General features: G+C 60.7%; 22 protein-coding genes, 1 tRNA gene and 7 pseudogenes. 27 read left to right on the plus strand and 3 right to left on the minus strand.

All coding sequences use genetic code 11. The features are described 5' to 3' along the window. Nucleotides 1-781 precede the first annotated feature (781 nt). The 25 genes and pseudogenes from IPM80_16790 to IPM80_16910 all read left to right on the plus strand — a co-directional run bounded on the left by IPM80_16790 (nucleotide 782) and on the right by IPM80_16910 (nucleotide 22,165). Nucleotides 782-1,648 carry an integrase domain-containing protein gene (locus IPM80_16790; protein MBK8960024.1) on the plus strand — a complete coding sequence of 289 codons (867 nt, stop codon included), beginning with the start codon at nucleotides 782-784 and terminating at the stop codon, nucleotides 1,646-1,648. A 67-nt stretch (nucleotides 1,649-1,715) separates the two neighbouring features. Further along, nucleotides 1,716-2,219 carry a hypothetical protein gene (locus IPM80_16795; GenBank protein ID MBK8960025.1) on the plus strand — a complete coding sequence of 168 codons (504 nt, stop codon included), beginning with the start codon at nucleotides 1,716-1,718 and terminating at the stop codon, nucleotides 2,217-2,219. Beyond that, nucleotides 2,219-2,455 (plus strand): hypothetical protein, encoded by a 237-nt coding sequence (locus IPM80_16800; GenBank protein ID MBK8960026.1) that lies wholly within the window; start codon nucleotides 2,219-2,221, stop codon nucleotides 2,453-2,455. The genes IPM80_16795 and IPM80_16800 overlap by 1 nt, the downstream gene beginning before the upstream one ends. Nucleotides 2,456-2,625: 170 nt before the next feature. Continuing rightward, complete coding sequence (locus tag IPM80_16805; protein MBK8960027.1) at nucleotides 2,626-3,234, plus strand: TIGR03759 family integrating conjugative element protein; 609 nt, start codon at nucleotides 2,626-2,628, stop codon at nucleotides 3,232-3,234. 71 nt (nucleotides 3,235-3,305) lie between these two features. Then, entirely contained in the window at nucleotides 3,306-3,770 is a 465-nt protein-coding gene (locus IPM80_16810; protein ID MBK8960028.1) for a transglycosylase SLT domain-containing protein, read from the plus strand. 27 nt (nucleotides 3,771-3,797) lie between these two features. Further along, a pseudogene (locus IPM80_16815) lies at nucleotides 3,798-4,297 on the plus strand (integrating conjugative element protein). Beyond that, nucleotides 4,294-6,379: pseudogene (gene traD / locus IPM80_16820) on the plus strand (type IV conjugative transfer system coupling protein TraD). The pseudogenes IPM80_16815 and traD overlap by 4 nt, the downstream one beginning before the upstream one ends. Then, entirely contained in the window at nucleotides 6,372-7,106 is a 735-nt protein-coding gene (locus tag IPM80_16825) for a TIGR03747 family integrating conjugative element membrane protein (GenBank protein MBK8960029.1), read from the plus strand. The pseudogene traD and the gene IPM80_16825 overlap by 8 nt, the downstream one beginning before the upstream one ends. Before the next feature lie 154 nt (nucleotides 7,107-7,260). Next, nucleotides 7,261-7,554 (plus strand): hypothetical protein, encoded by a 294-nt coding sequence (locus IPM80_16830; protein MBK8960030.1) that lies wholly within the window; start codon nucleotides 7,261-7,263, stop codon nucleotides 7,552-7,554. 9 nt (nucleotides 7,555-7,563) lie between these two features. Then, entirely contained in the window at nucleotides 7,564-8,043 is a 480-nt protein-coding gene (locus IPM80_16835) for an HNH endonuclease (protein MBK8960031.1), read from the plus strand. Between the two features lie 466 nt (nucleotides 8,044-8,509). Beyond that, on the plus strand, nucleotides 8,510-9,679 hold the full coding sequence (locus IPM80_16840) for a hypothetical protein (protein ID MBK8960032.1): 1,170 nt from the start codon (nucleotides 8,510-8,512) through the stop codon (nucleotides 9,677-9,679). A gap of 361 nt (nucleotides 9,680-10,040) precedes the next feature. Further along, entirely contained in the window at nucleotides 10,041-10,340 is a 300-nt protein-coding gene (locus tag IPM80_16845) for an RAQPRD family integrative conjugative element protein (protein MBK8960033.1), read from the plus strand. A 9-nt stretch (nucleotides 10,341-10,349) separates the two neighbouring features. After that, nucleotides 10,350-10,580: a TIGR03758 family integrating conjugative element protein gene (locus IPM80_16850; protein MBK8960034.1), complete on the plus strand. Its 231-nt coding sequence runs from the start codon at nucleotides 10,350-10,352 to the stop codon at nucleotides 10,578-10,580. Nucleotides 10,581-10,633: 53 nt separating this feature from the next. Beyond that, complete coding sequence (locus tag IPM80_16855; protein MBK8960035.1) at nucleotides 10,634-10,981, plus strand: TIGR03745 family integrating conjugative element membrane protein; 348 nt, start codon at nucleotides 10,634-10,636, stop codon at nucleotides 10,979-10,981. 22 nt (nucleotides 10,982-11,003) lie between these two features. Next, on the plus strand, nucleotides 11,004-11,348 hold the full coding sequence (locus IPM80_16860; GenBank protein ID MBK8960036.1) for a TIGR03750 family conjugal transfer protein: 345 nt from the start codon (nucleotides 11,004-11,006) through the stop codon (nucleotides 11,346-11,348). Continuing rightward, nucleotides 11,335-11,997: a TIGR03746 family integrating conjugative element protein gene (locus IPM80_16865; protein ID MBK8960037.1), complete on the plus strand. Its 663-nt coding sequence runs from the start codon at nucleotides 11,335-11,337 to the stop codon at nucleotides 11,995-11,997. Before IPM80_16860 ends, IPM80_16865 begins: the two co-directional genes overlap by 14 nt. A 16-nt stretch (nucleotides 11,998-12,013) precedes the next feature. After that, complete coding sequence (locus IPM80_16870) at nucleotides 12,014-12,805, plus strand: TIGR03749 family integrating conjugative element protein (protein MBK8960038.1); 792 nt, start codon at nucleotides 12,014-12,016, stop codon at nucleotides 12,803-12,805. A 9-nt stretch (nucleotides 12,806-12,814) separates the two neighbouring features. Further along, on the plus strand, nucleotides 12,815-14,203 hold the full coding sequence (locus tag IPM80_16875; protein MBK8960039.1) for a TIGR03752 family integrating conjugative element protein: 1,389 nt from the start codon (nucleotides 12,815-12,817) through the stop codon (nucleotides 14,201-14,203). Then, nucleotides 14,160-14,600, plus strand: coding sequence for a TIGR03751 family conjugal transfer lipoprotein (locus IPM80_16880; protein ID MBK8960040.1), 441 nt, complete (start codon nucleotides 14,160-14,162; stop codon nucleotides 14,598-14,600). The genes IPM80_16875 and IPM80_16880 overlap by 44 nt, the downstream gene beginning before the upstream one ends. After that, nucleotides 14,597-17,301 (plus strand): annotated as a pseudogene (locus IPM80_16885) (conjugative transfer ATPase). The gene IPM80_16880 and the pseudogene IPM80_16885 overlap by 4 nt, the downstream one beginning before the upstream one ends. A 227-nt stretch (nucleotides 17,302-17,528) precedes the next feature. Continuing rightward, nucleotides 17,529-17,708 (plus strand): hypothetical protein, encoded by a 180-nt coding sequence (locus IPM80_16890; GenBank protein MBK8960041.1) that lies wholly within the window; start codon nucleotides 17,529-17,531, stop codon nucleotides 17,706-17,708. 45 nt (nucleotides 17,709-17,753) lie between these two features. Continuing rightward, nucleotides 17,754-17,909 (plus strand): DUF1525 domain-containing protein, encoded by a 156-nt coding sequence (locus tag IPM80_16895; protein MBK8960042.1) that lies wholly within the window; start codon nucleotides 17,754-17,756, stop codon nucleotides 17,907-17,909. After that, nucleotides 17,909-18,928 (plus strand): annotated as a pseudogene (locus IPM80_16900) (TIGR03756 family integrating conjugative element protein). The gene IPM80_16895 and the pseudogene IPM80_16900 overlap by 1 nt, the downstream one beginning before the upstream one ends. Before the next feature lie 62 nt (nucleotides 18,929-18,990). After that, nucleotides 18,991-20,285, plus strand: a pseudogene (locus IPM80_16905) (integrating conjugative element protein). Between the two features lie 315 nt (nucleotides 20,286-20,600). Then, nucleotides 20,601-22,165, plus strand: a pseudogene (locus IPM80_16910) (conjugal transfer protein TraG N-terminal domain-containing protein). A gap of 400 nt (nucleotides 22,166-22,565) precedes the next feature. Here IPM80_16910 and IPM80_16915 read toward each other — a convergent pair. The 3 genes and pseudogenes from IPM80_16915 to ispB form a co-directional block, all read right to left on the minus strand. Beyond that, nucleotides 22,566-23,570, minus strand: a pseudogene (locus IPM80_16915) (site-specific integrase). 100 nt (nucleotides 23,571-23,670) lie between these two features. Further along, nucleotides 23,671-23,748: transfer RNA gene (locus IPM80_16920), tRNA-Pro, on the minus strand. A 63-nt stretch (nucleotides 23,749-23,811) separates the two neighbouring features. Further along, nucleotides 23,812-24,765 (minus strand): octaprenyl diphosphate synthase, encoded by a 954-nt coding sequence (gene ispB, locus IPM80_16925; protein MBK8960043.1) that lies wholly within the window; start codon nucleotides 24,763-24,765, stop codon nucleotides 23,812-23,814. Between the two features lie 275 nt (nucleotides 24,766-25,040). Between ispB and rplU the strand changes: the two genes are divergently transcribed. Together rplU and rpmA are read left to right on the plus strand one after the other, a co-directional pair. Continuing rightward, entirely contained in the window at nucleotides 25,041-25,355 is a 315-nt protein-coding gene (gene rplU, locus IPM80_16930; GenBank protein ID MBK8960044.1) for a 50S ribosomal protein L21, read from the plus strand. 6 nt (nucleotides 25,356-25,361) lie between these two features. Then, nucleotides 25,362-25,622, plus strand: a complete 261-nt coding sequence (gene rpmA / locus IPM80_16935; protein MBK8960045.1) for a 50S ribosomal protein L27 — start codon at nucleotides 25,362-25,364, stop codon at nucleotides 25,620-25,622. Nucleotides 25,623-25,698: the final 76 nt, after the last annotated feature.

Consider the following 25,698-nt stretch of genomic DNA (forward strand, 5'->3'; position numbering starts at 1 on the left):
TCAATCGGCCGTCAGTGGCGGCGCGCCCGTGCGTACTATTCACTGCCAAGCCACCCAGACGACCGACACCGACGGCTGTCATTGGATCCAAACGCGAGTCGCATGACAGGCCGGCACGGCCTGGCGTGGGGCTTGCTCGCTCCGAAGCGCCCTCGTCACTGCGCGAAGCGGGTAGTGACGAGGGCGGCCGCGCCAGCAATGACGCCGCTTGCAGCGTGATTTTCGCCATGCCAGCGACGTGACGCGTTGCTAGAGTTCCGCCCACGTCGAGATTCAACCGTGGCTACTGCGGATCAGTAGCAAGAGGCGCGTACGACCTCGCCTGCAAAGGCAAACCGTGCGACGGGCAGGCACACACCTGCACGATGATGCGTCGCAGACCGTGCAATGACACAGCGACCAAAAGTCGTCGGTCTCGTTCTAACACTTCAAATGCGCGCGATCTGCGCTCTTCGGCCCACGCTCACACCGTGGCGCTGTCTTCAAACTAATTGCCGAGTGACACCACGCATGCGCGTGGCGGCAATTGCAATCTGTTCAACAACGCCAGGCCTCGTGCCTGCAATTCAACGTAAAGGAGGTGAAAAGCCGCGAAGTCACGCCCGTATGGGCGCAGTTGGTCCCCGTCGGCCCATTCCCCAGCAGGGGACAACCGACGCTGCCTGTCACCAGGCATATCAGGTGAACGGGAGTCGTGCCCCGAGACCCTAGCCGCGTAAGCGGATCCAGCAGGGAGTAACCCTGAGGTTGGTCAGAAGCACTTACCGAAAAGGAATCGCACTTGAAGACCCTGAACTACCAACTGAAGCAACTTTGTCGGCGCAATCGCGAAGGCAGCTACAACACACAGCGCGACCGGGAGCACAACCTGACGCTGATAGCCGATCAGCTCCAAGAAATGCGTTTCCGATTCATGAGCGCGCATTCGCTGAAGGCGAAGCACGTCCAAGGTTTGGTGCGTCGCTGGCTCAGTGAGGAATTGAACGCAGGCACGATTAAGAATCGCATGGCGGCGCTGCGGTGGTGGGCGGCAAAAGTCGGCCTGCCTGACGCGGTGGCCAAGTCCAATGACCATTACGGGATCCCCGTGCGGCGCTTCGTGACCGATGGCACGAAGGTTCGCCACGTAGACGGCTCTCAGCTTGCACGCGTGCAGGACGAGTATGTGCGGATGAGTCTCGAGCTTCAGCAGGCATTTGGATTGAGGCGCGAGGAAGCTATCAAATTTCGGCCGAGCTATGCCGATCGCGGTGATCGAATTGTGCTCAAAGAATCGTGGACGAAAGGCGGCAAGGCCCGCGAGGTGCCGATCCTGACGGCCGCCCAACGGGAGGTCCTCAATCGCGCCCACCGACTTGCTGGCAAAGGCTCGCTCATCCCGGCCGAGAAACGCTACGTCGAACAGCGGCGAGTCTATGAGCGCCATACGGTGGACGCTGGCCTGTCGAAAATGCACGGCTTGCGGCACGCCTATGCGCAGGCGCGCTATCTCGCGCTGACCGGTTGGCTCTCGCCGGCGGCGGGTGGACCCAAGTCTCGCGCGCTGAGCACGGCGCAGCGCGAAGCCGATCGTAACGCGCGCCTGACTATCAGTCGCGAGCTTGGTCATGAGAGAGAGCAGGTGCTGACGGTCTACATCGGGCGATAAATCGTGCCTTGGGCACTGAAAAGGCGCGGCCGGCAGGATTGGTTTCCGGTTTGCGGATGTGACCTGGATGGAGACGATGCCGGCGACCAGCCATTCCAGGGTCCTCGGTATGACGCATCGCAATGACCTGATCTCTTGTGCGCGGCTCCTGACGCCGGCGATCATCGGCCTCACGTTTGCTATGAGCAATGCCGAGGCACTTGAGACCCTCGGCCGTTACACGACGGTCAATCCGCATGCACAAACTGTCGTGCGCGATCTCCTCGCGGCACCGGTCTCGGTTGAGTTCCCGCAGAGCATTACCGTAGGGGACGCCGTCGCGCGTGTCTTGCAGGACACGGGGTATTCACTGTCACCAGCCACAGCCGCCGCTGACGAGCGGTCAGCACTGCTGTTGCTTCCGTTGCCGCCAGCCCATCGCACACTGGATGTGCCGTCAGTTCGGTTGGCACTTCAAATGTTGGTGGGGCCAGCCTTCGCTGTCATTGAGGATCCGGTCCATCGTCTGGTCTCATTCGAGCGCTGTCGTGCCGCAGATCCGGCGACCGCCGGCATGGTGGTGCAGCCGTAATGGCCATCGCACTCATCATCTTCTGCCTGCTCGGACTGTTCGCCGGAACCCATTCGCCCGATGCGGCTAGAGCGGTCAGGGTACCGTCGCGAGCCGCAGCTCCTATCGAGGCCGTGCGCGAACCCGACCACGTCGAATTGGGCGCCGATTGCGCTTTGGCAACGCCCCACTATCGTGACTTGAGTGTTCCGGACAGCGGCCATGCCTCGACCGATGCTTTGGTGCTTTGCCGATGAACACGCGGTGCCAGTGGTTAGTGGTCATCGCATTTCCACTTGCCTTCATGAGCCCCAACGAAGCGGCCACTCTCAGCCCTACACAGGGTGCGGAAACGTCGACGGTGACGTCCGAAACAGTCTCGATTGCGGTATCGCCCGTCGCTCGCGCGCGAGCAGATCTGTGGAGCTTGTCAGCCGTCGAATGGCAGCGCTACGAGTCCTTGATGTCAGGTGTGCGGGGCAGTATCAGTCCGGCGAGCATTTCTCCGATTGAAGTCCTTGGCATCCATGCACGCGACAATGCAGAGCGCCAGAAATACGCCGAACGCTGGGCTCGGGTAATGCATGAGGACGTCGAGCGGATCCTGGCGTTTCAGCATGCGTACGACGATGCCAGCCAGCGGCTCTATCCCAATGAGCCACTCATTGCCGACCGTTCAGCGACAGCGACCTCCGAACCCGTTCCAGCGCTGTCGGCGCAAGACCGACTGCTGCTCTTCACGGCGCCGACGTGTGCCGACTGTGACAACGCTCTTTCCTATGTACTGAAACGCCTGGCGCAGGTCGCGGGGATTGATATCTACCTGAGCGGCATCAAGACAAACGATACCGCTGCTGTTCGCGGCTGGGCGGCGAAGCATGAGATCCCACTCGACCAGGTCAAGGCGGGAAACATCACACTCAATTTCGAGGACGGGACCCTGGTCAAGCTGGGTTATGGCGCAGCCACGGTGCCGGTGATCATGCGGCGACGTGGCGATGAGGTGAGCGCCCTGCCTTCAGATGCCCCGCGATGAAGAAGGCGATGATTGCCGCCGCATTGACGCTGCTGTCCCGGCCGTCAGGCGCTGTGTCTGCCGAACTGGGGGTGCCCAGCGGATATCAGCAGGTAGCCGCCGAGTACGCTATCCCGCCGCAGATCTTCTACGCCGTGGCATTGACCGAGAGTGGGCGCCGGGTCGAGGGATCTGCGGCGCTGCATCCCTGGCCATGGACGCTCAATATTCGGGGTGAGGCGCATTTCTTCCGCGAACGGCGTGCCGCCGAGCGTGCACTTCATCATGCATTGGAAGGCGGAGAAGACTTAATCGACGTCGGACTCATGCAGGTCAACTGGCGATTTCACCAGGCGCGCCTCGGCAGTCCGAGCGGCGCACTCGACCCCTATCGCAATCTTCGTATTGCGGCGCGCATTCTCCGCGAGTGTCATCGCGAGCGCTCGGACTGGTGGGCGGCTGTGGGTTGCTACCACGCGCCGGCCGATCCGGCACGCGCGGCAAAGTACCGATCCCTGGTGCGTCAGCACTGGCGCCGGCTACGGCGGACGGGTTGAGAGCCCATGAATTCGGGACGGCGGCGGATGGCATTCGGGCTGATGCTGATCATAGTAGGACGTGCATCTGCGGAGGGTCTTACGGTTATCTACGACAATGGTGATACGCAGCCCATTGCCCCCTACCTTGAGATCTTGAAAGACCCGACTGAGGGCGACGACACCGAAGCGCCCCAGTTCCCTCGCTCGGCGCAGCAGATCTGAGCCAACTGTTACCGATCCACTCGCCGGATCTGACACCCGGTCCCGTAACACGCACCGCTATCAGCCGACCGTATTCGGCGCCGCTCTTTCTGATCGGGTGCGACCCACTCTCGGCACGCTGGTTGGCTGCGAACCGCTCGCGGCTCGCCCATCTCGGTGCCGTCGGCATGGTCGTCGAGGTGCCGGACGAGGCTGCGCTCCAACGCATCACCGAACTGGCCGGTGGGTTGTCGTTGTTGCCGGCGTCAGCCACCGACCTGGCCGCGAGTCTCGGCATCACGCACTACCCGGTGTTGATCACGCAAGACGGCTTTGAGCAATGAGCCGCTATCCTCTCGAAGCACTGCTGCGTCCGCCGGTCGAGTTGTGGTCGGCGCTGGCGGCGAGCGCCGTCGGCACTATCGCGCTGCTGGCGCCGTGGTCCTTGATGATGCCGCCGGGACTGGCCCACGGCACGGCGGCAGCGCTATTTGCGCTCGCCGTGTTGGAGAGGCCGTCAGGGCTGGCGGATTCTCCGATACCAACGCCATTTGCGCCAGTTACCCGAATACCATATTCGTGCCGCGCAGATCCCGGTCAGCCATAGCAAGCTGTTTCTCGGACGTGGATTTCGTTGGACGCAACGCCACACGCAGCGCCTGCGCGACACGTTGCGTCCTGAGGCGGCCCGCTATCTTGAACCGAACCGCCTCTACCGCTGGGCGCGACAGGCCGAAATTGCCTGGGAGTCGAAGCCATTCCTGGATGGCCTGGCGCGAGGACTGCGTTCACGCGTCTGGTGGAATCCGCTGCGTCCGCTGCCGGCGGTGGGCGGCCTTCCGGCGCTCCATGGCGTGGAGCCCGATGAGCAGAACGTCTGGATGAATCTCAGCGACCGCGTCGGACACACGCTGGTCCTCGGCACTACCCGCGTCGGCAAGACCCGACTCGCTGAAGTCTTGATCACCCAGGATATCCATCGTGGTGACTGCGTGATCGTGTTCGATCCGAAAGGCGACGCCGATCTACTCCGGCGAATATTCGCGGAAGCAGCCCGCGCCGGCCGCGCCGACGCGTTTTTGCTCTTTCATCTCGGCTATCCGCAAGTCTCAGCACGTTACAACGCTATCGGGCATTTCTCGCGGATTACGGAGGTGGCCACGCGGATCGCCAACCAACTGCCGAGTGAAGGCAACTCGGCCGCCTTCAAAGAATTCGCATGGCGCTTCGTCAACATCATCGCGCGTGCGTTGGTCGCGCTGGGTCGCCGACCTGATTACACCCAGGTACGGCGCTACATCAACGATATCGAACCCCTCTTCGTAGAATATGCGCAGGCACACTTAGCCGCGAAGGGTCCGCCTGGATGGCAGGCGGCTTTGAGCACCACGGGTGAGCAGACTAAGGATAAAAATCTGCCGTCCGCCATGCGTGGCCGCAATCCGAAGGCCGTGGCGATTGCCCGCTACATCCAAGACCTCGACCTCTACGACCCCGTTCTCGACGGTCTGGCCTCCGCATTCAAGTACGACAAAACGTACTTCGACAAGATTGTGAGCTCGGTCGGCCCCTTGATGGAAAAGCTGACCACCGGGCCCATCGCTGAACTCATCTCGCCCAATCTCGAAAATTCCGAAGACACCCGCCCTGTACTCGAATGGATGGACGTGATCAGGCGACGGGCGATCGTCTACGTCGGACTTGATGCGCTGACCGATACGACGGTCGCGAGTGCGGTCGGTAATTCGATGTTCGCCGATCTGGTGTCGGTGGCCGGGCACCTCTACAAGCATGGTGTCAGCGATCGCTCAGAGCAGGGCGCCATCATCCCTGGACCTAAGCCGCCCGCCATCTCGCTCCATGCCGACGAGTTCAATGAACTTATCGGTGACGAGTTCGTGCCGCTCCTGAACAAGGCCGGCGGCGCGGGCTTTCAGGTGACGGCTTACACGCAGACCTGGTCGGACGTGGAGGCTAGGATTGGTAATCGCGCCAAGGCCGGCCAGGTCGCCGGTAACTTCAACAGCCTCATCATGCTGCGGGTCAAAGAACTCGCGACCGCCGAGATGCTCATCGACCAGCTGCCGATGGTCGATGTTCTGACGTTGACCAGCGTGTCCAGTGTCGATGATTCCTCCGAGCCTGCTTCGGGGGTCGACTTTCGGTCAAAAAATGAAGACCGTCTCAGCACGACCGAAGTCCCGCTCCTGACTGCCGCTGATCTCGTCTCGCTGCCCAAGGGCCAGGCTTTCGCGTTACTGGAAGGGGGCCGTTTATGGAAGATCCGAATACCGCTGCCGGCCACTGCGGATGACAAATCGTTGCCCAGAGACGTCGAAGCCATTGCGCGCGCCATGGCCGCGCGGTACCGCCGACCAGCGGACGGCTTGAACCTCACTGAATCATCGGCAGGTGCGCATGGCTGAGGGGCGTCGGACACCGCCGCGGCCAGACGAGGAGCGCGGCATCACCGTCGGCCTCATCGCCCTCATCGCGAAAATCATCCAATGGCTACTGTTGAGTTTATTCCTCGCCATCTTGGTGGAGTGGGTCGGCATGACTTGGTGGTGGGAGCAGGCAGGGGTGACACACAGCCGCGAGATGTTTGAAGCAGAGCAGCGCTTTCTCGGTACCGAGTTTCATCGGACCCTGGTCAGCAGCGAGCCTGTGCGTTTGGGTGCCGCGATCGGGCATCGCCTGTCCTACGTCATCTTCGATCTGACGCGTCTCAACCAGCTCATCAACTGGGCGACTCAAACACCCTCCCGGGATGAACCACATCTTCGCGCGCTGATCCATGCCATGGTCAATAAGCTTGCACGCTACCTCATCGCCGCCAAGCAGGTCGTGCAAGTCTTCGGCTGTCGGTTAGCTGTACTGGTGCTCGCCATGCCCGTGCTCGGGCTCAGTTGCGTCGTGGCGCTGATAGAGGGGCTGGTGCGCCGGGATCTGCGTCGATGGGGAGGCGGGCGCGAAAGCGGATTCATCTATCACTGGGCCAAACGAGTGGCATTGCCGCTCGCTGTCGGGGTGTGGCTTATCTATCTAATGCTGCCGGTAAGCATTCATCCATCCTACGTGATCCTCCCATTTGCAGCCTTGCTGGGTGTCGCGACCACGGCGGCCGCTGGCACCTTCAAGAAATATCTCTAATGAAACATTGACTGGTTGAAAAACAGCCCAGATTGGGTAGCGGGGCAGGCCACGAGCTACCGGAGGAAGGGGGCATTCTGATGATAATCTTCACTGCTTCGTGCTGGTTTTGTGCGGTGTACACAGGGCCAATCCACGAAGTGGGAACCCATGGATGCAGCACGCCCAGTGGACTATGAATTTCAACAAAATGGAGAACCCGCTGATGGAAACAGCAAAAGAAACAGAGGTCGATTTGAGCCCTCTGCATCGAGCGCTGGATGACGCGACAGAGCTTCTTGCAGCGTTCTTGAGCTGCGCGCGAGGCAACGAAGTCCCGCCGGCTATTCTTATCGATGCGGCCGACGAGGCTATCGGCCAGGTGGCGCAGTGGCGATTAATCATTTCCCGTACGAAAGCTCTCCTAAATGAGAGACACGGTGCCATGCCCAAATCGATGCTCCATTAATGCGAGTGCGTGGCCGAGGCATCACTCGATGAAACCATCGGCTTCCCCAGAAGCCGCAGTCTCGCAATGAAGATCGCAGTGCGCATCGTTGCGGTTGTGGTGTTTGTCTTGATTAGCGGGACTGTTGTGGCCGATGACCTTCCTGACTTAGGCAAAACACCTGGAAAGTCCCGTCCCGGTCTGACTAAGAAGACTATCTGCGCCACCCTTTGGGGGAAGGACGAGCGTCATGTCACCGCAGCGATGAAGAAGGAAGCATTTTCTCGCTACGGTTATACGGGCTACAGCGATCCGCGCTGCGTTGCCGATAGTCACGGCAAGACCTGCGAAATTGACCACCTCGTCAGTCGTGAATTAGGCGGGGCCGACGTCGTCGACAATCTGTGGCCGCAATCTTACGGTTCGCCCTGGAACGCGCACATGAAGGACAAGCTCGAGAACCGCCTGCGTCCATCCGAGAACGATTATGGTCATATACTGTATGGATGAACAGTATATCGAAAATTGGTTCCCGTCCAGGTTTCAGATGCCCCCTGTGCGCGTCCACCGTCTACGAGCGCGTGGTTGTCCGTCTGCCATCGGGTAACTCCCGACAAACCGATTTATTCCAGTGCGCTGGCTGCAGCGTAATTTTTCGGGATAAAGACCGGTTTACGCAGCGAGCGAAATACGAACCGGGAAAAGATCGCTCACCGGCAATTCCGATGAATCCGTCGCCGGTCGACGATCAGGGAAAACGCTGATTGGGCGGTCAACGGCCGCTGCGTCCGCGCTGAGTAGACCTGCTCAATTGCCAACGCTAGAATAATTGTAGGTGCCCACCTTACTTGCACACGAGTAGAAAAAGGCAGGACGACCCACAAGCATCGAACATCTTTCTTTTAGGCCTCGTCGTCGGGGACTTAAACGTGTGCGCCTGACTCGACATTGACGCGGCCCTAAGGAGAGATCCGTCATGAAGATTCGAGAACTCGCGTACTCGGCACAGCAGCATCTGGAAACGCGCTGCGGCACCCCTTTCAAACGCTCCCATGTCTACGAGATCCTGGCTGCGTCCTTTGGTTACAAATCCTATGCCGCGCTGACGACCTCGGCCGTGTTCGCGGGCTCGACGTCACACGACAATCCCAGTGCGCGGCACGGTGCTGCCGTCAAGACACGCTGTGTCGAGTTGGGATACCTGCCTGAAACATCCGACCACGTTCCGTCCGAGCTGTCGGCGTTCGTTGCCCAACATGGGGTCGGTGTCGTCACGCTCAGTGACTTGATTCTTCATCTGCGCCGCGAATTGTCACTTCGTAGCGATACATTCGAGTTAGACCCCGGTGAAGAACCAGATTTCGAAGGTAATTACGACGGGGAGAACGAGGAAGGAGATATCGATCCGGATACCGGCTTTGCAGAAGCTGGGTTAGTGATATCACCGCTCTTGATTGACGGGCTGAAAACGGCGGCGCAGAAGGACAGCGCGACCGCACACTATGCACTGGCGCTCATATTTGCTGCGGGCGATGACGAATACAGTGGGGGGAAGGGTAGTTCGTACTGGTATACGCAGGGAAAAGAGGGGCGTGTGCTCAGTGGTGTCGAACAGGAATGGGCGGACGCTTATGCGAAGAAGGTGGCGGACGCGGGCGCCTATGATTATCACCTGCGCGAGGCCGCGCGGCTTGGTAACCGTCAGGCGCTCCTTGACCGTGCAGATCGCTTTTCTGATCCATCGTTCTTCGAAACCAGAGATGCCGCGTGCACTGCAGATCCGGTCCGAGTCGCTGAGATCGCTGAACGACTGGGACGAAAGGCGGACGCACATTACTGGTTGACGATTGCAGGCGAGGCGGGCGATACGGGTGCAATGCGTCAACTTATCGAAAGTTATGACGAAGACGATCTCGAACGCTGCTGGACATGGGTGTATCTCGCGCAGTTGGTCGGTACCGATCTGACGCAATCGCATTACTCCCTCATCCATGAAGATGGGACTGATTACGACGACGATGTGGGTGGCCCGGCATTCCCCGTCGGCGAGGATGGCGTACAGCTGGCCGTGCTCGATTCGGCGCGCGACGCTGTTGTCCGGCAGGCTGCCGAGCAGATCTTCAACCGGATGAAAGCCCGAAAATAGGGGCAGAGAAAGTCGTGACCCACGATCATTCCGACGTTTGGAAGGGCTGAGTGTTTCGGTCCCGGCCTGAACAGGGATGGATGCAGACCAAGTGCCAGTACCTATGAGGAACCTCGTAGGCGCTGGCCGCGATTGAGTCCTTATGACGTGCTTGCGGGATCTGTTCATTCTCGTCGGCGCCTGATTCATACGGCCTGGACCATTGGCCAGGCGATATCGCAGGGACAGGTCAAGATGGCCGATCCCGTTCATCGAAGATGATGTCTTAAGAAAGCGCCCACCTTGGTTCGGCGATTTTCTATCGCTCCGGATCTGGGGATGGCGGAGCATTCCCGCCATGCAGATCTCGAAGAGCCATCCGATGCGTGCAAGCTGCCAGGTCGCGGGTCTACTCGGGGCCGTGTTCCTTTCCACGACGGTATTGGCGAACGCCGACGCCGAGCGCCAATCTCTCGCCCGCCTCGTTCACGAGCTAGACGCCCTTGAGCCCTTACTTCGTTCCGCCGAGTCGCAGGCTGATGCCGACGCGCGAGTGCGATTCCAGTACGACTGGTTGCGCCAGGATCTCGCCCGCGTTCGCCTCGGCATTGAAGAGCACCTGAACGCCCCGCAGGCAGAGCCGCGCCGGTTTCCGCCACTGCGCGGAGACTATCGGCGTTGAGTGTTCCCGATGACGGCAGCGCAGAACGCGGCATTCACGGCAGGGGCAGGGGTCACGCCAGGCACGCTGCTCGTCGCTATCGCTGGTATCACCCTGACATTGAGTCTGGTCTGGGCCATGTGGCTGACCTATGGCGCATTCGGTGCGTGGCAGAGCGGGCGAGCCAGCCTGTTCGATCTGATCTGGCAGGTAATACGTGCCTGCATCGTCCTGCTCGTTCTCGGTTTCTATCTTCGGTGACGCACCACGCACTCGCCGCACTCGGCCATCCCCATCCAATCTGGAGTTCAAAAATGAAACGTGCCATTCGATCGATAACTTCTGCGCTGAGCATGCTCGGCCTGCTCGGCGCGCAGTTCGCGCAAGCTGCGCTGCCCACACCGGTAGCTCCGAGCACGGGGCCGCGCGCTGGCGACTGGATTGCGCTGATCCGGGGCTACATCAAAGACGGTGGTCTGGTGCTCGGACTCGCGATTGCCGTGATGGGCTTCCTATGGATTGCGTACCTCGCGTTCGCCAAGTTCAACGAAGCGCGGCAAGGCAAAGCGGAGTGGGCCGAAGTCGGGGTACTCGGCATCGTCGGCGCCATCGTCTTGATCTTCGCGAGCTATCTGCTCACCGAAGCGTCGGGCGTCATCTAAGGTGGCCGTGCGTAGCGACATCCTGCCGGAGCGGCTCAACGCTGAGCCGGCCATCTTCAAGGGCTGCTCGTCGAGCGAGCTCGGCGTGATCGTGATGGTCGCCATCCTGGTGTGGTTGCCAGTCAGTCTTCTCATCGCTGGGGCGCTCGGCGCCATCACCATGGGTTTCGGACTGGCGGGGATCGGGATCGTCGGCACGGTCATCGCTGTCGCGACCCTCTTTCAACATCTGAAGCGCAACCGCCCGGATGGTTACTATCAGCAGCGCTTGGTGCTGTGGTTACACGCCACGGGACTGCGTCGCTCACGCCTGGTCGTACGTAGTGGCGTGTGGGACATCGGACGGCGGGTCGATGGGACGCTATAGGCTTGAGATTGACAACGTGCGCTCGCACGTCCGGTCGCTCTGGCTGGTGATCGGCCTGCAGGTGGCCATCATCGCGGGCCTCGGTTTTGGTTGGAGTCAGGCGCCACGGCGGATCACCGTTCACTTGCCGCCTGATCTACGTGCCGGTGCCGAGCTTGCCATCGACACGGTGCCGCGCCCCAATGTTTACGCCTTCGCCTACTACATCTTCCAGCAATTGAATCGCTGGCCGGAAGACGGGACGCAGGACTGCGGACGCGCCATTTTTCGGGTATCGGCCTATCTGACACCGCGCTACCGCGCGACCCTGATAGCCGAGATGGAGCAGAAGGCGCGTCAGGGCGAACTCAGCTATCGCGTACGGGGTGTGCAGGAGGCTCCTGACCGGCCCTATACCGAAGCGCGGGTCGAAGTGCTGGGACATGACGTGTGGATAGTGTGGCTGGATCTCGATCTCATCGAGTCCGTCAAAGGCATGACAGTCAAGTCGACGGCCATCCGGTATCCCTTGCGTGTCGTTCGCCAGGCCGTCGACCTCGAAGCCAACCCGTGGGGACTCGCGCTGGACGGTTATGGACAGAGCGGACCGCAGCGCCTGAGTGATGCCGATCTGAAACAACCGTTCCATGGCCGCCCCGATGCGAGCTGAAATAAGAGGGCGGCGCATGGATCCAATCATCGACCGGATAGCGCGCCTGTGGGTCATCGTGAGTCTCTGCACGACGGCGGTCGTCCATGCAGAGCCGCCCGTCGCCGAGCGCATCGAATGGAACAAGGTTCCCGTTGAGATTGTGCTCAAGACGGGCACCGAAACACAGGTGCAGTTTCCGGCGCCCGTGAAGGTCGGAGTGCCAGCCGGACTCAAAGCTGAACTCCGTACACAGTCGGTGGGTGATACTGTCTACTTCCAGGCTTCCGCTGCTTTCGAGACGACACGCATCGTTGTCCAGACACGGGATGGCGCCCATACCTACCTGCTCGATCTGGCTGCGTCGGCGACCGCTGATTTGAGGCCGTTACTTCGCATCGTTGACGCGGCGATGCAGGACAAGCCCGACGAGACGTCAGACGTCGATGCAGATCTGGCGTCGACGAGGCAGAGCGATCCCGTTGCCCTGACCCGATACGCGGCACAGCAACTCTACGCACCCAGCCGACTGCTGCACGACGTGCCCGCTATCGTGCGTGTGCCGGTGCGCACCGAGCGTGTTGATCTGTTACGAGGCGGCTCTGTCACTGCTGTGCCCTTGATTGCCTGGCGCAGTGGTGTCTTGCATGTCACAGCCGTCAAATTGACCAATACCGGTAGCGCGCCCATCGAACTCGATCCGCGGGCCTTGAGGGGCGCGTGGCTGACAGCGACATTCCAGCACAATCGTTTGCTCGCAGCCGGAGACGAAGCCGATACGACGGTGGTTTATCTGGTTTCTGCTCGCCCATTCGCGGCGGCGCGCTAGGAGAGCGTCATGGTGCCGCCGCAACAAAATCGATTGCTCCCTATTCTCGTCAGCCTCGTGTTCGCCGCATTGCTGCTGGTCGCGTTCAAGTCCTGCCGCGAGACAGCACGGACGCCTGCGACACTCAGCACGGTACCGGTGGCGCCGGCCGCCGATGCCGATACACCCGCTGACACCATCAAGACCCTGACCGCCAATGTCGCGGCGATGACCTCCGAAGTGGAAGCGCTGCGACAGGACAACGCGAGCCTCAAGAAAGACAACCAGGCGCTGATCGGCGATCGTGATCAAATTGAGCAGCACCTGAAAGAACGACTCGACGAAACCCTCGCGACCCGCGCTAAAACGGCAGACGCAGACCAGGCAGAGCACACCAGCGCACTCTCGACGTTGACGGCGCGGGTCGATGCGCTGGCCGATTCTTTGTCGTCGGCGTCCGCCGAGCATAAAGAGAGCGATATCCCCGTGGGCCTCGGACTCGACACCACTTCCGCGGCGTCTGAGTCTCTGTCCTGGATAGAGCCGTTGGACAGCCATGAGGCTGGCAGCGGCGGCCAGGGCATGGCCGCCGGACTTGAGCGCTCATGGACCAGTGGAGCGAGTGACAAGGCCGGTGCATTGGCAGAGGCCGTCGGCGAGCGCGTGGCGGAGCAGAGCGCCCGTCCGGTCTATACCGTGCCGCGCAACGCGACGCTGATTGGCTCGACCGCGATGACGGCCCTGGTCGGCCGCGTGCCGGTGCAGGGTCAGGTTCGGGATCCAATGCCCTTCAAAGTGATCACGGGTGCCGACAATCTCGCTGCGAACGGGCTTAGCGTTCCCGGCGTGCATGGCATGGTTTGGAGCGGCACGGCAGTGGGTGATTGGACACTGTCCTGTGTCAGTGGGCGCCTCGATTCGGTCACGTTTGTCTTTGACGACGGCACCATTCGGACGATCTCAAGCGACGACAAGAGTCTGCAGGGTAGCGACAACAATAGGTCGCTCGCGTGGATCTCGGACGCGCAGGGGATCCCGTGCGTCAGCGGTGAGCGCAAAACCAATGCGCCAGCCTTCCTCGCCCAGCGCATTGGTGTCACCGCCATCGGCGCGGCGGCCGATGCGGTGGCCGCAGCGGAGACCACCACGGTCGTGACGGATACCGGCGCCATCAACCACAGCATGACCGGCAATATGGGGCCTTACGTCATGGGTAAGACCCTGTCCGGCGGCAGCGACGAGGTCGCGAAATGGCTCATGGAGCGGCAGGCGCAGAGCTTCGATGCCGTATTCGTTCCTGCGGGCATCAAACTCGCGATCCACGTCGACCGCGAACTTCTGATTGATTTCGAGCGCAACGGCCGGAGGCTGTCTCATGCGAATGGCGACTTATCCACTCTGCATCCTCATCTCGATTAGTGCGGCGTTGACGGGCTGCGCGAGCAGCAAGGACGCCGTGCTTCCCCACGATGGGCCGACCATGAAGGCCATCTATGACGCACATTTCGAGGACATGAACGCGGCCTCGACGACGCGCGCGCGCGAGGAGATCGCGAACCGGCCACTGATTGCGAACGATGAGGCACTCGCCGGCTATACGCGCGATAGCTTGACCGAGCTTGACGCACACTTTCCGCGACTCCCCGATCCCACGCTCGTCATGTATGTGTTTCCTCACCTCGCCGGCCCGTCGCGCGTCCCCGTGCCGGGCTATGCCACGACATTTTCGATGTATGAACATGGCGAGTACGCATTGCCCGGCGAGGTGCCGATGCACACACCAGTTCACTTAAACGTTCCCGGGCAGCAGCCCTGAGTACAGAAGATGGGCAAGGCCGGCTCACCCGGCTGCTGCGCACCGCTCGGATCAAGCAGACGGTCACGCGTCCGCCGTCATTTACCGATCTGCTGCCCTGGGTTGAGTACCTGCCGGCGTCGCGGGCATTTCTCCTGGAAGACGGGGTCAGCGTCGGCGCGCTGTTCGACATCGTGCCGGTCGGCACCGAGGCACGCTCGACGGAATTTCTAGCTGAGCTGCGGGATGCCATTCAAACTGCGATCAGCGATGCGATCCCCGAGCGGGATGACGCGCCCTGGGTGCTGCAGATCTATGTGCAGGACGAACCCGATCTGACCGCGCTGTCGCGCGAGGTGGCGAGCTACGGCGTCGCGTCCGACACCGCATTTACGCAGGCTTATCGGTCCGTCCTCTCCGAACACCTTATGCGCGTCACGCAACCGGGTGGCCTATTCACTGACACGGCAGTCAGTGGTGGACGGTGGCGTGGGCAACAACGGCGCGTACGCGCCACACTCTATCGACGCCAAGGGGCGCACGAGCGTCACCGCTCGCCCCTCGAAGTCGAGACTGAGTTGAACGAAGTCGCGACCAAGTGGACTTCGGCGCTCGCTGCGGCCGGGATCGGCGCACGCCGAGGCACCGGGGCCGATTTCTACCAATGGCTACTGCCCTGGTTCAATCCGTGCCCTCAAGGCTTAGGCGAGCACCAGACGTCAGTGACGGAGCTGGCGCCTTATCCCGGCGATGATGCGTTGCCCTTTGGCGCCGACTTTGCCGAAAGCCTGACGCTGTCGATGCCGCGCTCGGAGGCTGAGACGGGCACCTGGTGGTTCGATGAGTGGCCGCATACGGTGGTGTCCGTGCAAGGCTTACGACGCGCGCCGGAGGTGGGGCACCTGACGGCAGAGCGCACGATTGGCGAATATGTCTATGCGCTCTTTGACCGACTGCCGGAGGGCACTGTCTTGGTGATGACGCTGACGGTTGTCGCGCAAGACACTATTCGCAATCATCTCAATCGGGTTCGTCGCTCGGCCGTTGGTGATACTGCCGAAGCGGCAATGACGCGCGAAGATGCGGTTGTCGTCGAGCGCGCGATGGCCCAGGGTGACAAGCTCTACCCTGTATCGCTCGCCTTCTACCTTCGCGCACCCGATCTCAAGACCCTGCGGTTTCAATCGAACCAACTGCAGGCCTTGCTGTTACCCAATGGACTACAGCCGATCGGACGCGAAGCCGATCTGCTTCTTCTTGATAGCTACATCCGCAACTTGCCGATGGCCTATGACCCGACGCTGGACAAACTCCGTCGCCGCTCACGCCTGGTCTTCGCCAGTCATCTGGCCAGTCTGGTGCCGTTCTATGGTCGCTCACGCGGTACCGGGCATCCCGGGATGGTATTTTTCAATCGCGGCGCCGAGCCACTCACCTTCGATCCGTTGCACCGCGACGACCGCAAGAAGAACGCGCATCTGCTCATTCTGGGGCCGACTGGATCGGGTAAGTCGGCTCTGCTCGTCTATCTGTTACTCCAGATGGCCGCCGTGCACCGACCACGGATCTTCATCGTTGAGGCCGGCGGCTCCTTCTCGCTTCTCGGTGAACATTTTCGGGCACTGGGCTTTCCGTCAACGCCCTGACGCTGAATCCCAACGAGGACGTCAGCCTGCCGCCCTTCGCCGAAGCATTGCGACTCCTTGAGCGGGGCCGCGAGCCGCCCCTTCTGGACGATGCGGACACCTTGGATGAAGACGAGCGAGACGAGGCGGGAGGACGCGACCTGCTGGGCGAAATGGAGATCGCCGCGCGCATCATGATCACGGGGGGCGATGAACGAGAGGACGCGCGGATGAACCGCGCCGACCGGCTTCTCATCCGTAACGGGATTCTGTTGGCCGCCAAAACGGTTCACGTAGGAGGGAGAGAGCAAGTATTGACCGAGGACGTGGTTACTGCCCTGACCACACTCGGCCACGACAGCGATCTCCCCGAGCACCGGCGCCATCGCGCCCTTGAAATGGCCGATGGCATGGCCCTGTTCTGCTCTGGGCTTGCCGGGCATTTCTTCAATCGCAGAGGACGGCGCTGGATGGAGGCCGACGTGACCTTGCTTGAGATGGGGATCTTGGCGCGCGAAGGCTACGAAGACCAACTGACGGTCGCCTATCTGTCTATCTTGAGTCATATCAATGACTGCGTTGAACGACACCAGCGCGATGCGCGCCCGACACTGGTGGTGACTGATGAAGGGCACCTCATCACAACCAATCCCTTGCTCGCGCGCTATGTGGTCAAGATCACCAAGATGTGGCGAAAACTCGGCGCGTGGTTCTGGATTGCGACCCAGAACCTCGAAGACTTTCCGGACGCGAGCCGGCGCATGCTGACGATGATGGAATGGTGGCTGTGCCTGGTCAGTCCGAAAGAGGAAGTTGAACAGATTGCGCGGTTCAAAGATCTGACGCCGCAACAGCGACAACTCCTGCTCTCTACGCGCAAAGAGCCCGGCAAATATGTGGAAGGGGTGGTGCTGGCAGATACCCTGGAAGCCTTGTTCCGCAGCGTCCCGCCACCGCTCGCCCTCGCACTCGCCATGACCGAAAAGCACGAAAAGGCAGCGCGCGCCGCCATCATGCGACAACACGGATGCTCAGAGCTCGACGCGGCGTATCGGATGGCGGCGGAGATCGCTGCGACCAGTTCAAGGACGGATTGAGCCAAACCGCCGACGCGCTACCGCTCGTTTACGGGCACCGCGTCTGACCGCCACCAGGTTTTCGGTTACCCGCTGCTTCCAATAATCGCGCCGTTCGAATTCGCGATTTTCCCTTACTCAACCTTCCAGACTTCGGCAGGATGGCCGACATGTCTCGACCGTCGCATCTAATCTTGTCCTGGGGAATTCTCTGCCTACAGGCAGGTGCCTTGGCGCAAGGCGGTGCGATGGCCGAGGCGCCTCTTCATATCGAAGTCTTCATGACGCAGACGCAGCCCATCACGGTCGGTGGTGTTGCGACTAACCCGGGAGTTGCGCTTCAGATCTCCGAGGTCGACGCCGTCGAGCGCTTCGATAGCGCACTTTCGGAAGGACTACCGATCGATCCCGCGCTTGCGCAGCGCTAAGTTCAACGACGTCTGGCGACTTTCAATGACCGCGATGGGGCGACGTTGCGACGTTCAGCCACGGGCGTCGCCACCGCGGCGCGGCTCGGCATTGATCGCACGCCCGCCATTGTGTTCGACCAGTCCGCAGTGATCTATGGCGTGACAGACTTGCCGATGGCGTTGCGCCACTATCAGGCATGGGCTGCGAAGGCACGCTGATGCGTCCCGTTTTCCTCATCGCCGTCTGCTTTCTTGCGTTGAGCAGTCCGGAGGTGACCCGTGCCGAGACCCTAACGACGCCAGTAATCGTAGCTCGAACGACCACGGCGGCGTTGTCCTGCATGCGCTGGACACCGATCGGCATGTGCTTCTGGCTTCGTTGCGGGATCAGTGGTTGCCGTGTTCGCTCATCGCTCAAAGTGGGGCACTACAACCCTGATCTCGTTGTTGCCAGCTACCACACGCTAGGCGGCAATCCGTGGCTTGAGATCCGTAGCACGCTCGGAGCGGCCCAGCGCGTCGCAGCCAGCGGGATCCTGGGCCGATTGATGCACGTGCCCATCGGGAGCGGCGTCAATCGCACGGAAGGCGATCCGGCGCAGCGCGACCATCGCAATCTGCTGTTCCGCGAGGCGGACGCGATTGGCCATCCGGTCAGTACGTTTTTAAAGATCTCATTCGACCTGATTTGCAACTCGTAGGCGACGCCCTTGGTGCCGTATTTCCAGTCTGGCATTGATGCCTTGGCGTGGCGGGCCGCACTTCCCGAGAGTCTCCTTCCTGACAGCCTGATCCCGGGGCGTCGTGAGGTCGGCACCTGGCCGGTGCAGACCTGGGGCAGCGTGTACCCGAGAAACGGCTGGTTGACGCAATCCGAAGAGCCCAAGGCCGCTGCGGTGATTGCAGAGCGGGCGGGCGACATCGTCACGCGCAAAGGCCAACCGCATGTCTACCTGGCACTGTCGGGGCCGAAGGGCTCGCGTCAGCGCGTGTGGCCGCCGGGACCACTACTTGAAAACGATGCACGCACCGGATCTTGGCAGATGCTGGCGCCGAAGGCCGACACGGGCTGTGCGGTTTTCGGCCAGAACGACCTCGCGCGCCGCAATAGTTGGTCAAACGGACGGGTCGATGTCCATGGCGATTACGCCTGGAACCTCTGGCGGCCCTATAAGTGCTGTCGCTCGCGCGGCCAGGTGTTCCTGTTCAGTGTCGACTGGAGCGCTTACCCGCCATGAGTGCCGCTGTTATCGCCCGGCGGCCAATCTCGACGCCGCTCATTTTGGGAGCGGCCTTGCTCATGTTCGTGAGTAGAGCAGGGGGCGTCACTGATGCGCCGACCGAAGATGGACTCTGGTATTACCGCATCGGCGGTGCGCGACCGGTGTCTGTCCCCGCCAATCCCAATGTCGTCAATCTGACGTTGGGTGGCTCGGCCGATCTACGTCTGGGCTCAAGTTGCGCAAGTTTGACCCGGTCATCGCGGTCCGCCACACCTTGAACGACATCAAACGCGGGGCGGACAGCATGATGGCCGCCATGACGAGCGCCGCCACCGGTGCACTGGCATCGTTGCCAGCGCTCATCCTGCAGCGCGCGAATCCGGGCCTCTACGATCTTTTCCAGAATTCACTCTTAAAGGCTGAGGCTACTTTGCAACTCGCGACCAAGTCCTGCGAGCAGATGCAGTCGGATATCGCGGACGGTAAGAATCCTTACGCTGATCTCGTCACCCTCTCGAAGGGCCAGGACTGGAAAGTGCAGATGGGCATTGGCGGCAACGATGTCGTCAAGGCCAAACAACGCGTCGAGTCGTCGAATGGCCGCAACGGCGTGCCGTGGATTGGCGGCAAGGCCGGCGGCAGAGGACAGCCGGTGCTGCAATTTACTGGTGACCTCGTGCGGGCAGGCTACAACATCAACATGAACCGGTCATTGACGGCGACCGGCCCGGTGCCGGCAAAAGATGCCACACGGCTCACCGAGATCTGGCGCACTCCGAATGCGGCGCGCAACTGGACGGTCGAAGTGGTCGGCGAAAACATTGTGACGACCTGCGATACCTGTCGTAAGGACAGTGTCCCAGGGACGGGTCTGCTACCCAAGTTGAATGAAGAGTCCGACGCCGTCACACGGGATGTGCAAAAGCTCGTCGACGGCGTGACATCCCCGACACGTGACAATCTCGAAAAAATTGCCGCGCCGGGTGTGGCGATTACTCGCCAGGTCGTGGAGGCCATCCGCGACATGCCACCGACCGAGCGCCGTCTGATTGTCGGGCGCTTAGTCAGCGAGATCAGTACCGCCCGCACCGTCGAGAAGGCCCTCTACGCCCGGCGTCTGCTCTTGAGCGGCCGCCAGGTGCCCGAAGTCTATGCGACCGAAGTCGCCCGCGAACACGCGGACGCTTCCATTGCAGAGCTCGACAAGGAAATCGAAGCGCTGTTATTCGAAGTCCGCGCGCGCAAGGAGGTGGTCTCCGATACCGTCACCGTGCTCTTGCAGCGGGATGCGACACGCCGGCAGGCCTCACTGAATGTACCGCCGGCCAGTGTGGTAGACCCACGACCCTTCAAAGACGGCCGTGTCCAATAGTCGTCGAATGGCCACGCGGAGCTGGACGTTCGGGCTGACGCTCCTGGCGGGCATAGTGGCCGTGGGACTCGGCGTTGTACTTAGACATTCGATTTCACCCTCTCAGCACGCAATGAACTGTCGTGAGTGGGCGAGCGCCGGGCGGTTGGCCACGATCGCAATCTTGTTTGTCGGCTGGCCAACGCTCATGAGACTTGGCACGCGATTCTACCTGCGGACCAGTGCGCAGGTACGGCCGTACCGTTGGCGCGTGACGGCTTGGTTGCTAATCCTTGAACTCACCATCGGACAGAACCTGTTGGGTAGGCTGCTCGGATGAGCGTGGATAGCTACCTCGAGTTATTCACGACGTTGTTCGGATGGTCATTCTACGGCGTACTTTGGGACGCGTTGGTTGCCACGGGCATCGTCTACCTACCGTTTCTCGGCATCCTCATCGATCATTGGCGGGGATCGGCCGAGCGTGCTGAACTGGGCGTCGCAGCCCCCAATTCGTTGCGGAGCCTGGAGATTGACCTGTTCCTGGCTCTCCTCGTCGTTGTCCTCGCAGGACAGCCGGCAGCATTAACGCCCCTGAATGCGAGCGCACTGAGCTATACGCCGCCTCCGACCCTCGCCAATCCATCGCCCCCTACGGCATCGCCATCGGCGTCGCAAAGTACCTTCGGCGCTACCGGCTTTTCGGGCTCGCCTGGGTCCGTCAATCTCCACATCTGGTGGTACGCCGTGCTATCGACGAGCGCAGGTCTAAACCACGCGGTGGTTGAAGGGCTGCCAAGCGCAAGCAGTTGGCGGGCAGTCGAGCAGCAGGCACGCTTAGCGACAGTGACCGATCCTCGGCTTCGGCAGGAAGCGAGCCAGTTCTTCAGTGAATGCTTTGTGCCGGCCCGCTCGAAATTTCAGCAGTCGCGACCCGACGGGTCTGCTATTGCCGCGCAGCTAGCTGCGAATGGCGATACCGATCCGGAGTGGCTGGGTTCCCATGTCTACCGTCAGACCCCCGGCTACTACGACACGTTGCGTGCCGCCACCGCAGTTCAGGGATGGGCGTTTGATTCCCGTCGCGACACAGAATACGACCCTGCGGCCCCGCCTCAAGCCGGTCGACCAACGTGCAAACAATGGTGGGAAGACGCGTCAAGCGGACTACGGCAAAAGCTGATCGCGGAAGGGGATGCGACGTCGGGCGGACTGTCAGGACTTGTCGTTGCATTGGCACCTGGACTTGCGAGTGAGAGCCAAAAGGACACGGTCGTAAAGACCATTCTCAATAATGCACCAGCAGTCTGGTCAAGTAATGACCTGGCTGCGAACAACACGGCTACGACAGGAATTATCGGGACCGCCGCAAACTTCGTGAAAGGCGGCCTTGCGGCCGGCGGCGTTGTGACCGCGTCGGCTCTGCTCGCCGTTGGAATGACGGTTATGCTTCAGGCACTGCCAATGATCCAAGCCCTCATCCTTTTAGGGATCTACGCATTGCTGCCGCTCATCATCGTGCTGTCGAGGTATTCAATCGAATTCTTGATCACCGGCGCCCTGGCCATCTTCACCGTCAAGTTCTGGTCAGTCCTCTGGTATCTGGCGATGTGGGTCGATCAAAATCTCATCCAGTCGATGTATCCCGATGCGAATATATTTTTACAGATATTCACCAACCCGGGTGAGCATGATGCAAAACGCTTATTGCTGAATATGCTGACGACTGCGCTCTATCTCGGACTACCGATACTTTGGAGCGGAATGATGACTTGGGCCATGGTTCAGTGGGCTGAGCATTGGACGCTGGTGCGGCGGCGATTCGGTCACCGGCACAAGACGCCGGAAGTCATGGTGCAGCGATAGTAAGAGGAATTTCAGGTCGAGTTACCGGCCGCTAGTCGAGTGTGTACCAGCCTGCAGGATCAGTGCCGTCGTCAAATTGATTGGTACGGTAGTTAAATATCCCGCCGCGAATCGCAGAGGCTAATTCATCGCTCTGCGAACGAGAACTCTCGCTAGTCGCTAACACGTCGACAAAAAACTTAAAACAAATCACGCATGCGGAAACGATAGCTACTGCAGCTTTGGTGATGGTCTGCACAGAGTGCCGATGGAATATGGACAGTAACATCTTCTTCAGCGCCCGGACATGTTGCCTACTGATGAAAGTAATTCGAGAGTTCTTCGGCGACAGAACGTCTACCTATAAATGGTAGCTTACGAACGATTAACGTGCCGACTATTTGATCAACCGACGATTCGCGATGAGATCGTATTGTTCCTAGCCTTGTCGCGCCGTCATCCCAATTTCTTAGCCAAGTCCTCGGCCTTCAAGTGGGTATATCGGCGTAGCATCCCCAAGTCTTTATGACCAGTGATACTGGCCACTTCCATAACGTTCAGTCCCCGCTCGAAAAATCGAGTCGTGGCTTCGTGGCGTAGGTCGTGAAAGTGAAAATCCTGCAGTCCCGCACGCTGCGTCGCACGCGTGAAGGCGCGTTTAACCGCCTCGCGAGTGACGCCATCGAAGACACGACCCCGTCCTGGATTGTGGATGGCATTGAACGTCTCGACTGCTACGCTCGAGAGCGGTACGGTCCGAGTGTCACCATTCTTAGTATCGGGCAAGAACGCAGTTCTCCGATTGAGGTCGATATTTTCTATACCAATCCGGAGAAGTTCACCTTGGCGCATGGCGGTTTCTATTGCGAGGCGAACTCATGACTGACAGGTATCGGTTACGTGCATTTTTACACGCGGTGAATAGTCGAGTTTCCTCGGATTCGGTCCCCGGCGTCTGCGGTGACCAGGACGACGATCTCGGCGCGACCATTCTGCGGAAGCTTTATGTCCCGGAATGGGATTCAACAGGTAGATGTCCCATTCCTTTCTTGCCACTTCGAATACGTTCGACAAGATTATGAGTTCGCGTCTGACCGTCGCCGACGTAACGGTTTTCATCCGCTCGTCGCGGAAGCGCGCGATATCTATTCCACGAATAGTGGCGACGTAACGACCAGCGAGCGCATGCCGCAGGAATGCTCTAATTCTGATCGCTTCCGGCTCGGCGCCCTTTTTGTGTGGTGTCACTTCCTTAAGGTAACGATCAAGCAAATCGCCGAGGGTGGTCGTTTGGGCGTTAGCACGGGAAAGAAATGAACCTTGAGCCATTTCGACTTCCGTCGCTTTGGCCCATCGCTCCGCTTCGGCGCGTGTGTTGAATGTCTTAGTCTGATTAGGATAGCCGCAGACCCGGACTTGGGCTTGCCACTGAGACGGTCCGCGTTTTCTAAGATTCGCCATCGCACACTCCTTCGGTCGAAAGCGAGTGGCAACGCTGTGGCAAATCACCGATAGAGAACCAAATCCTAGGTTGGCGTGGTTTCTAAACGATTGATTTAAATGGTCGGGGGTGACAGGATTCGAACCTACGACCCCTGCCTCCCGAAGGCAGTGCTCTACCAGACTGAGCTACACCCCGACTGCAAACTTGATCGACGACGCCCGGGCGGGCATGCGTCGTGCGCGATGACTGGGCCTACCGTTAGAAGGTGCGGTAGACCGCAAATTCGACGAGAGTCTCCAGCGCGTTGCGATAAGGAGATTTCGGGATCTCCGTCAACGCAGCCAGAGCTTTTTGGGCTTCGGCTTGAGCGCGGGCGAAAGTGTAAGTGATGGCTCCCGTGGATTCAATTGCGGCTTGAATTTCTTTCAGGTGGTCGAGCCCGCCGTGTTCGATCGCGGTGCGGATCATGGCGGCCTGGTCCGGGGTGCCGTGCCACATGGCGTAGAGCAGGGGCAGGGTTGGTTTGCCTTCCGCGAGGTCGTCGCCGATGTTCTTGCCGAGCTCGTCGGACGAGGAGTGGTAGTCGAGGGCGTCGTCGACCAATTGAAAGGCGGTGCCGATGTGGCGGCCGTAGGCGCCCATCGCATTTTCAAAGGCACCGGCCTTGCCCGCCACCACCGCGCCGAGCATGGCGGCGGCCTCGAACAGCTTGGCGGTCTTGTTGTGGATGGTGGTGAGGTAGCGCTCCTCGGTGGTTTCCGGATCGCGGCAGTTCACCAATTGCATCACTTCGCCTTCGGCGATGGTGTTGGTGGCGTCGGCCAGGATCTCGAGGATGCGGATATTCTGCAGATCCACCATCATCTGGAAGGCACGGGAATAGAGGAAGTCGCCGACCAGCACACTGGCCTCGTTGCCCCACACCAGGTTCGCGGTCTCGCGGCCGCGGCGCAGCTTGGAGGCGTCGACCACGTCGTCGTGCAGCAAGGTGGCGGTATGCACCAGCTCGATGATCACGGCGACGTCGATGTGGCGCGAACCCTCGTAACCGGCGGCCTTGGCGCCGAGCAGCGCCAGCAGCGGGCGCAGACGCTTGCCGCCACCGGCGATGATGTAATGGCTGAGCTGGTTGATCAGGACGACGTCGGAATATAGCCGCGCGCGGATCAGGCGGTCGACCGCCTGCGAATCCTCCAGGACCAGCCGGCGCATTTCTTCAATATCGGGGGCGCTTCTTGCTTCGTGCACGGCTGTCTCTGATGGCGCTGGTGGCGGGCAGGCGGGATCTTGCCAATTGCCAGGGCAAATTGCCATTTCCTTAAGTCCGCCAAAATCGCTACGGTGGCGGTTGCGCGGCACAGGCGAGGTCATGGCGACCGGCCGCCGCTGCCGGCCCGGCGCCCGGAAAACCTTGTTTCGGCTCGCCCGATTGCTTAGAATCGCGCGCTCGTTTGCACCCCGGTGCCAGATTTTTGGATGAATTCATCATGCACGCAGTGATAAAGACAGGCGGTAAGCAATACCGCGTCAGCGCCGGCGACAAACTCAACGTCGAGACCCTGCCGGTCGAGGCAGGGGGCGACGTCGCATTTGATCAGGTCCTGATGTTGTCCGATGGCGACAATATCGAAATCGGCGCGCCGTTCCTGGCGGGCGTGACGGTCACCGCCAAGGTCGTCGAGCACGGCCGCGGCGAGAAGATCCGCATCGTCAAGTTCAAGCGCCGCAAGCACTACAAGCGTCAGGCCGGACATCGGCAGAACTACACGCGGGTGGAAATCACCGGCGTAGCACGAGGCTAAGCAGCAATGGCTCACAAGAAAGCAGGCGGCAGTACCCGCAACGGTCGCGATTCGGATTCCAAGCGTCTCGGCGTCAAGATCTTTGGCGGCCAGGCAGTGCGGGCGGGCAACATCATCGTGCGCCAGCGCGGTACGCACTTCCATGCCGGCACCAACGTCGGCATCGGTCGTGACCACACCCTGTTCGCCCTGACCGACGGCGCGGTGCGCTTCGATCGCAAGGGTCCGCACGAGCGTCGCTTCGTGAGTATCGTCGCTGCCGAGTAATCGTCACGGCCCCGCGCGTGGCTCAAGGAACCCCGTCCATGACGGGGTTTTTTGTTTAGGGCCGGACCACAGCAGT

This window comes from Pseudomonadota bacterium (assembly GCA_016719885.1).
Taxonomy (GTDB): Bacteria; Pseudomonadota; Gammaproteobacteria.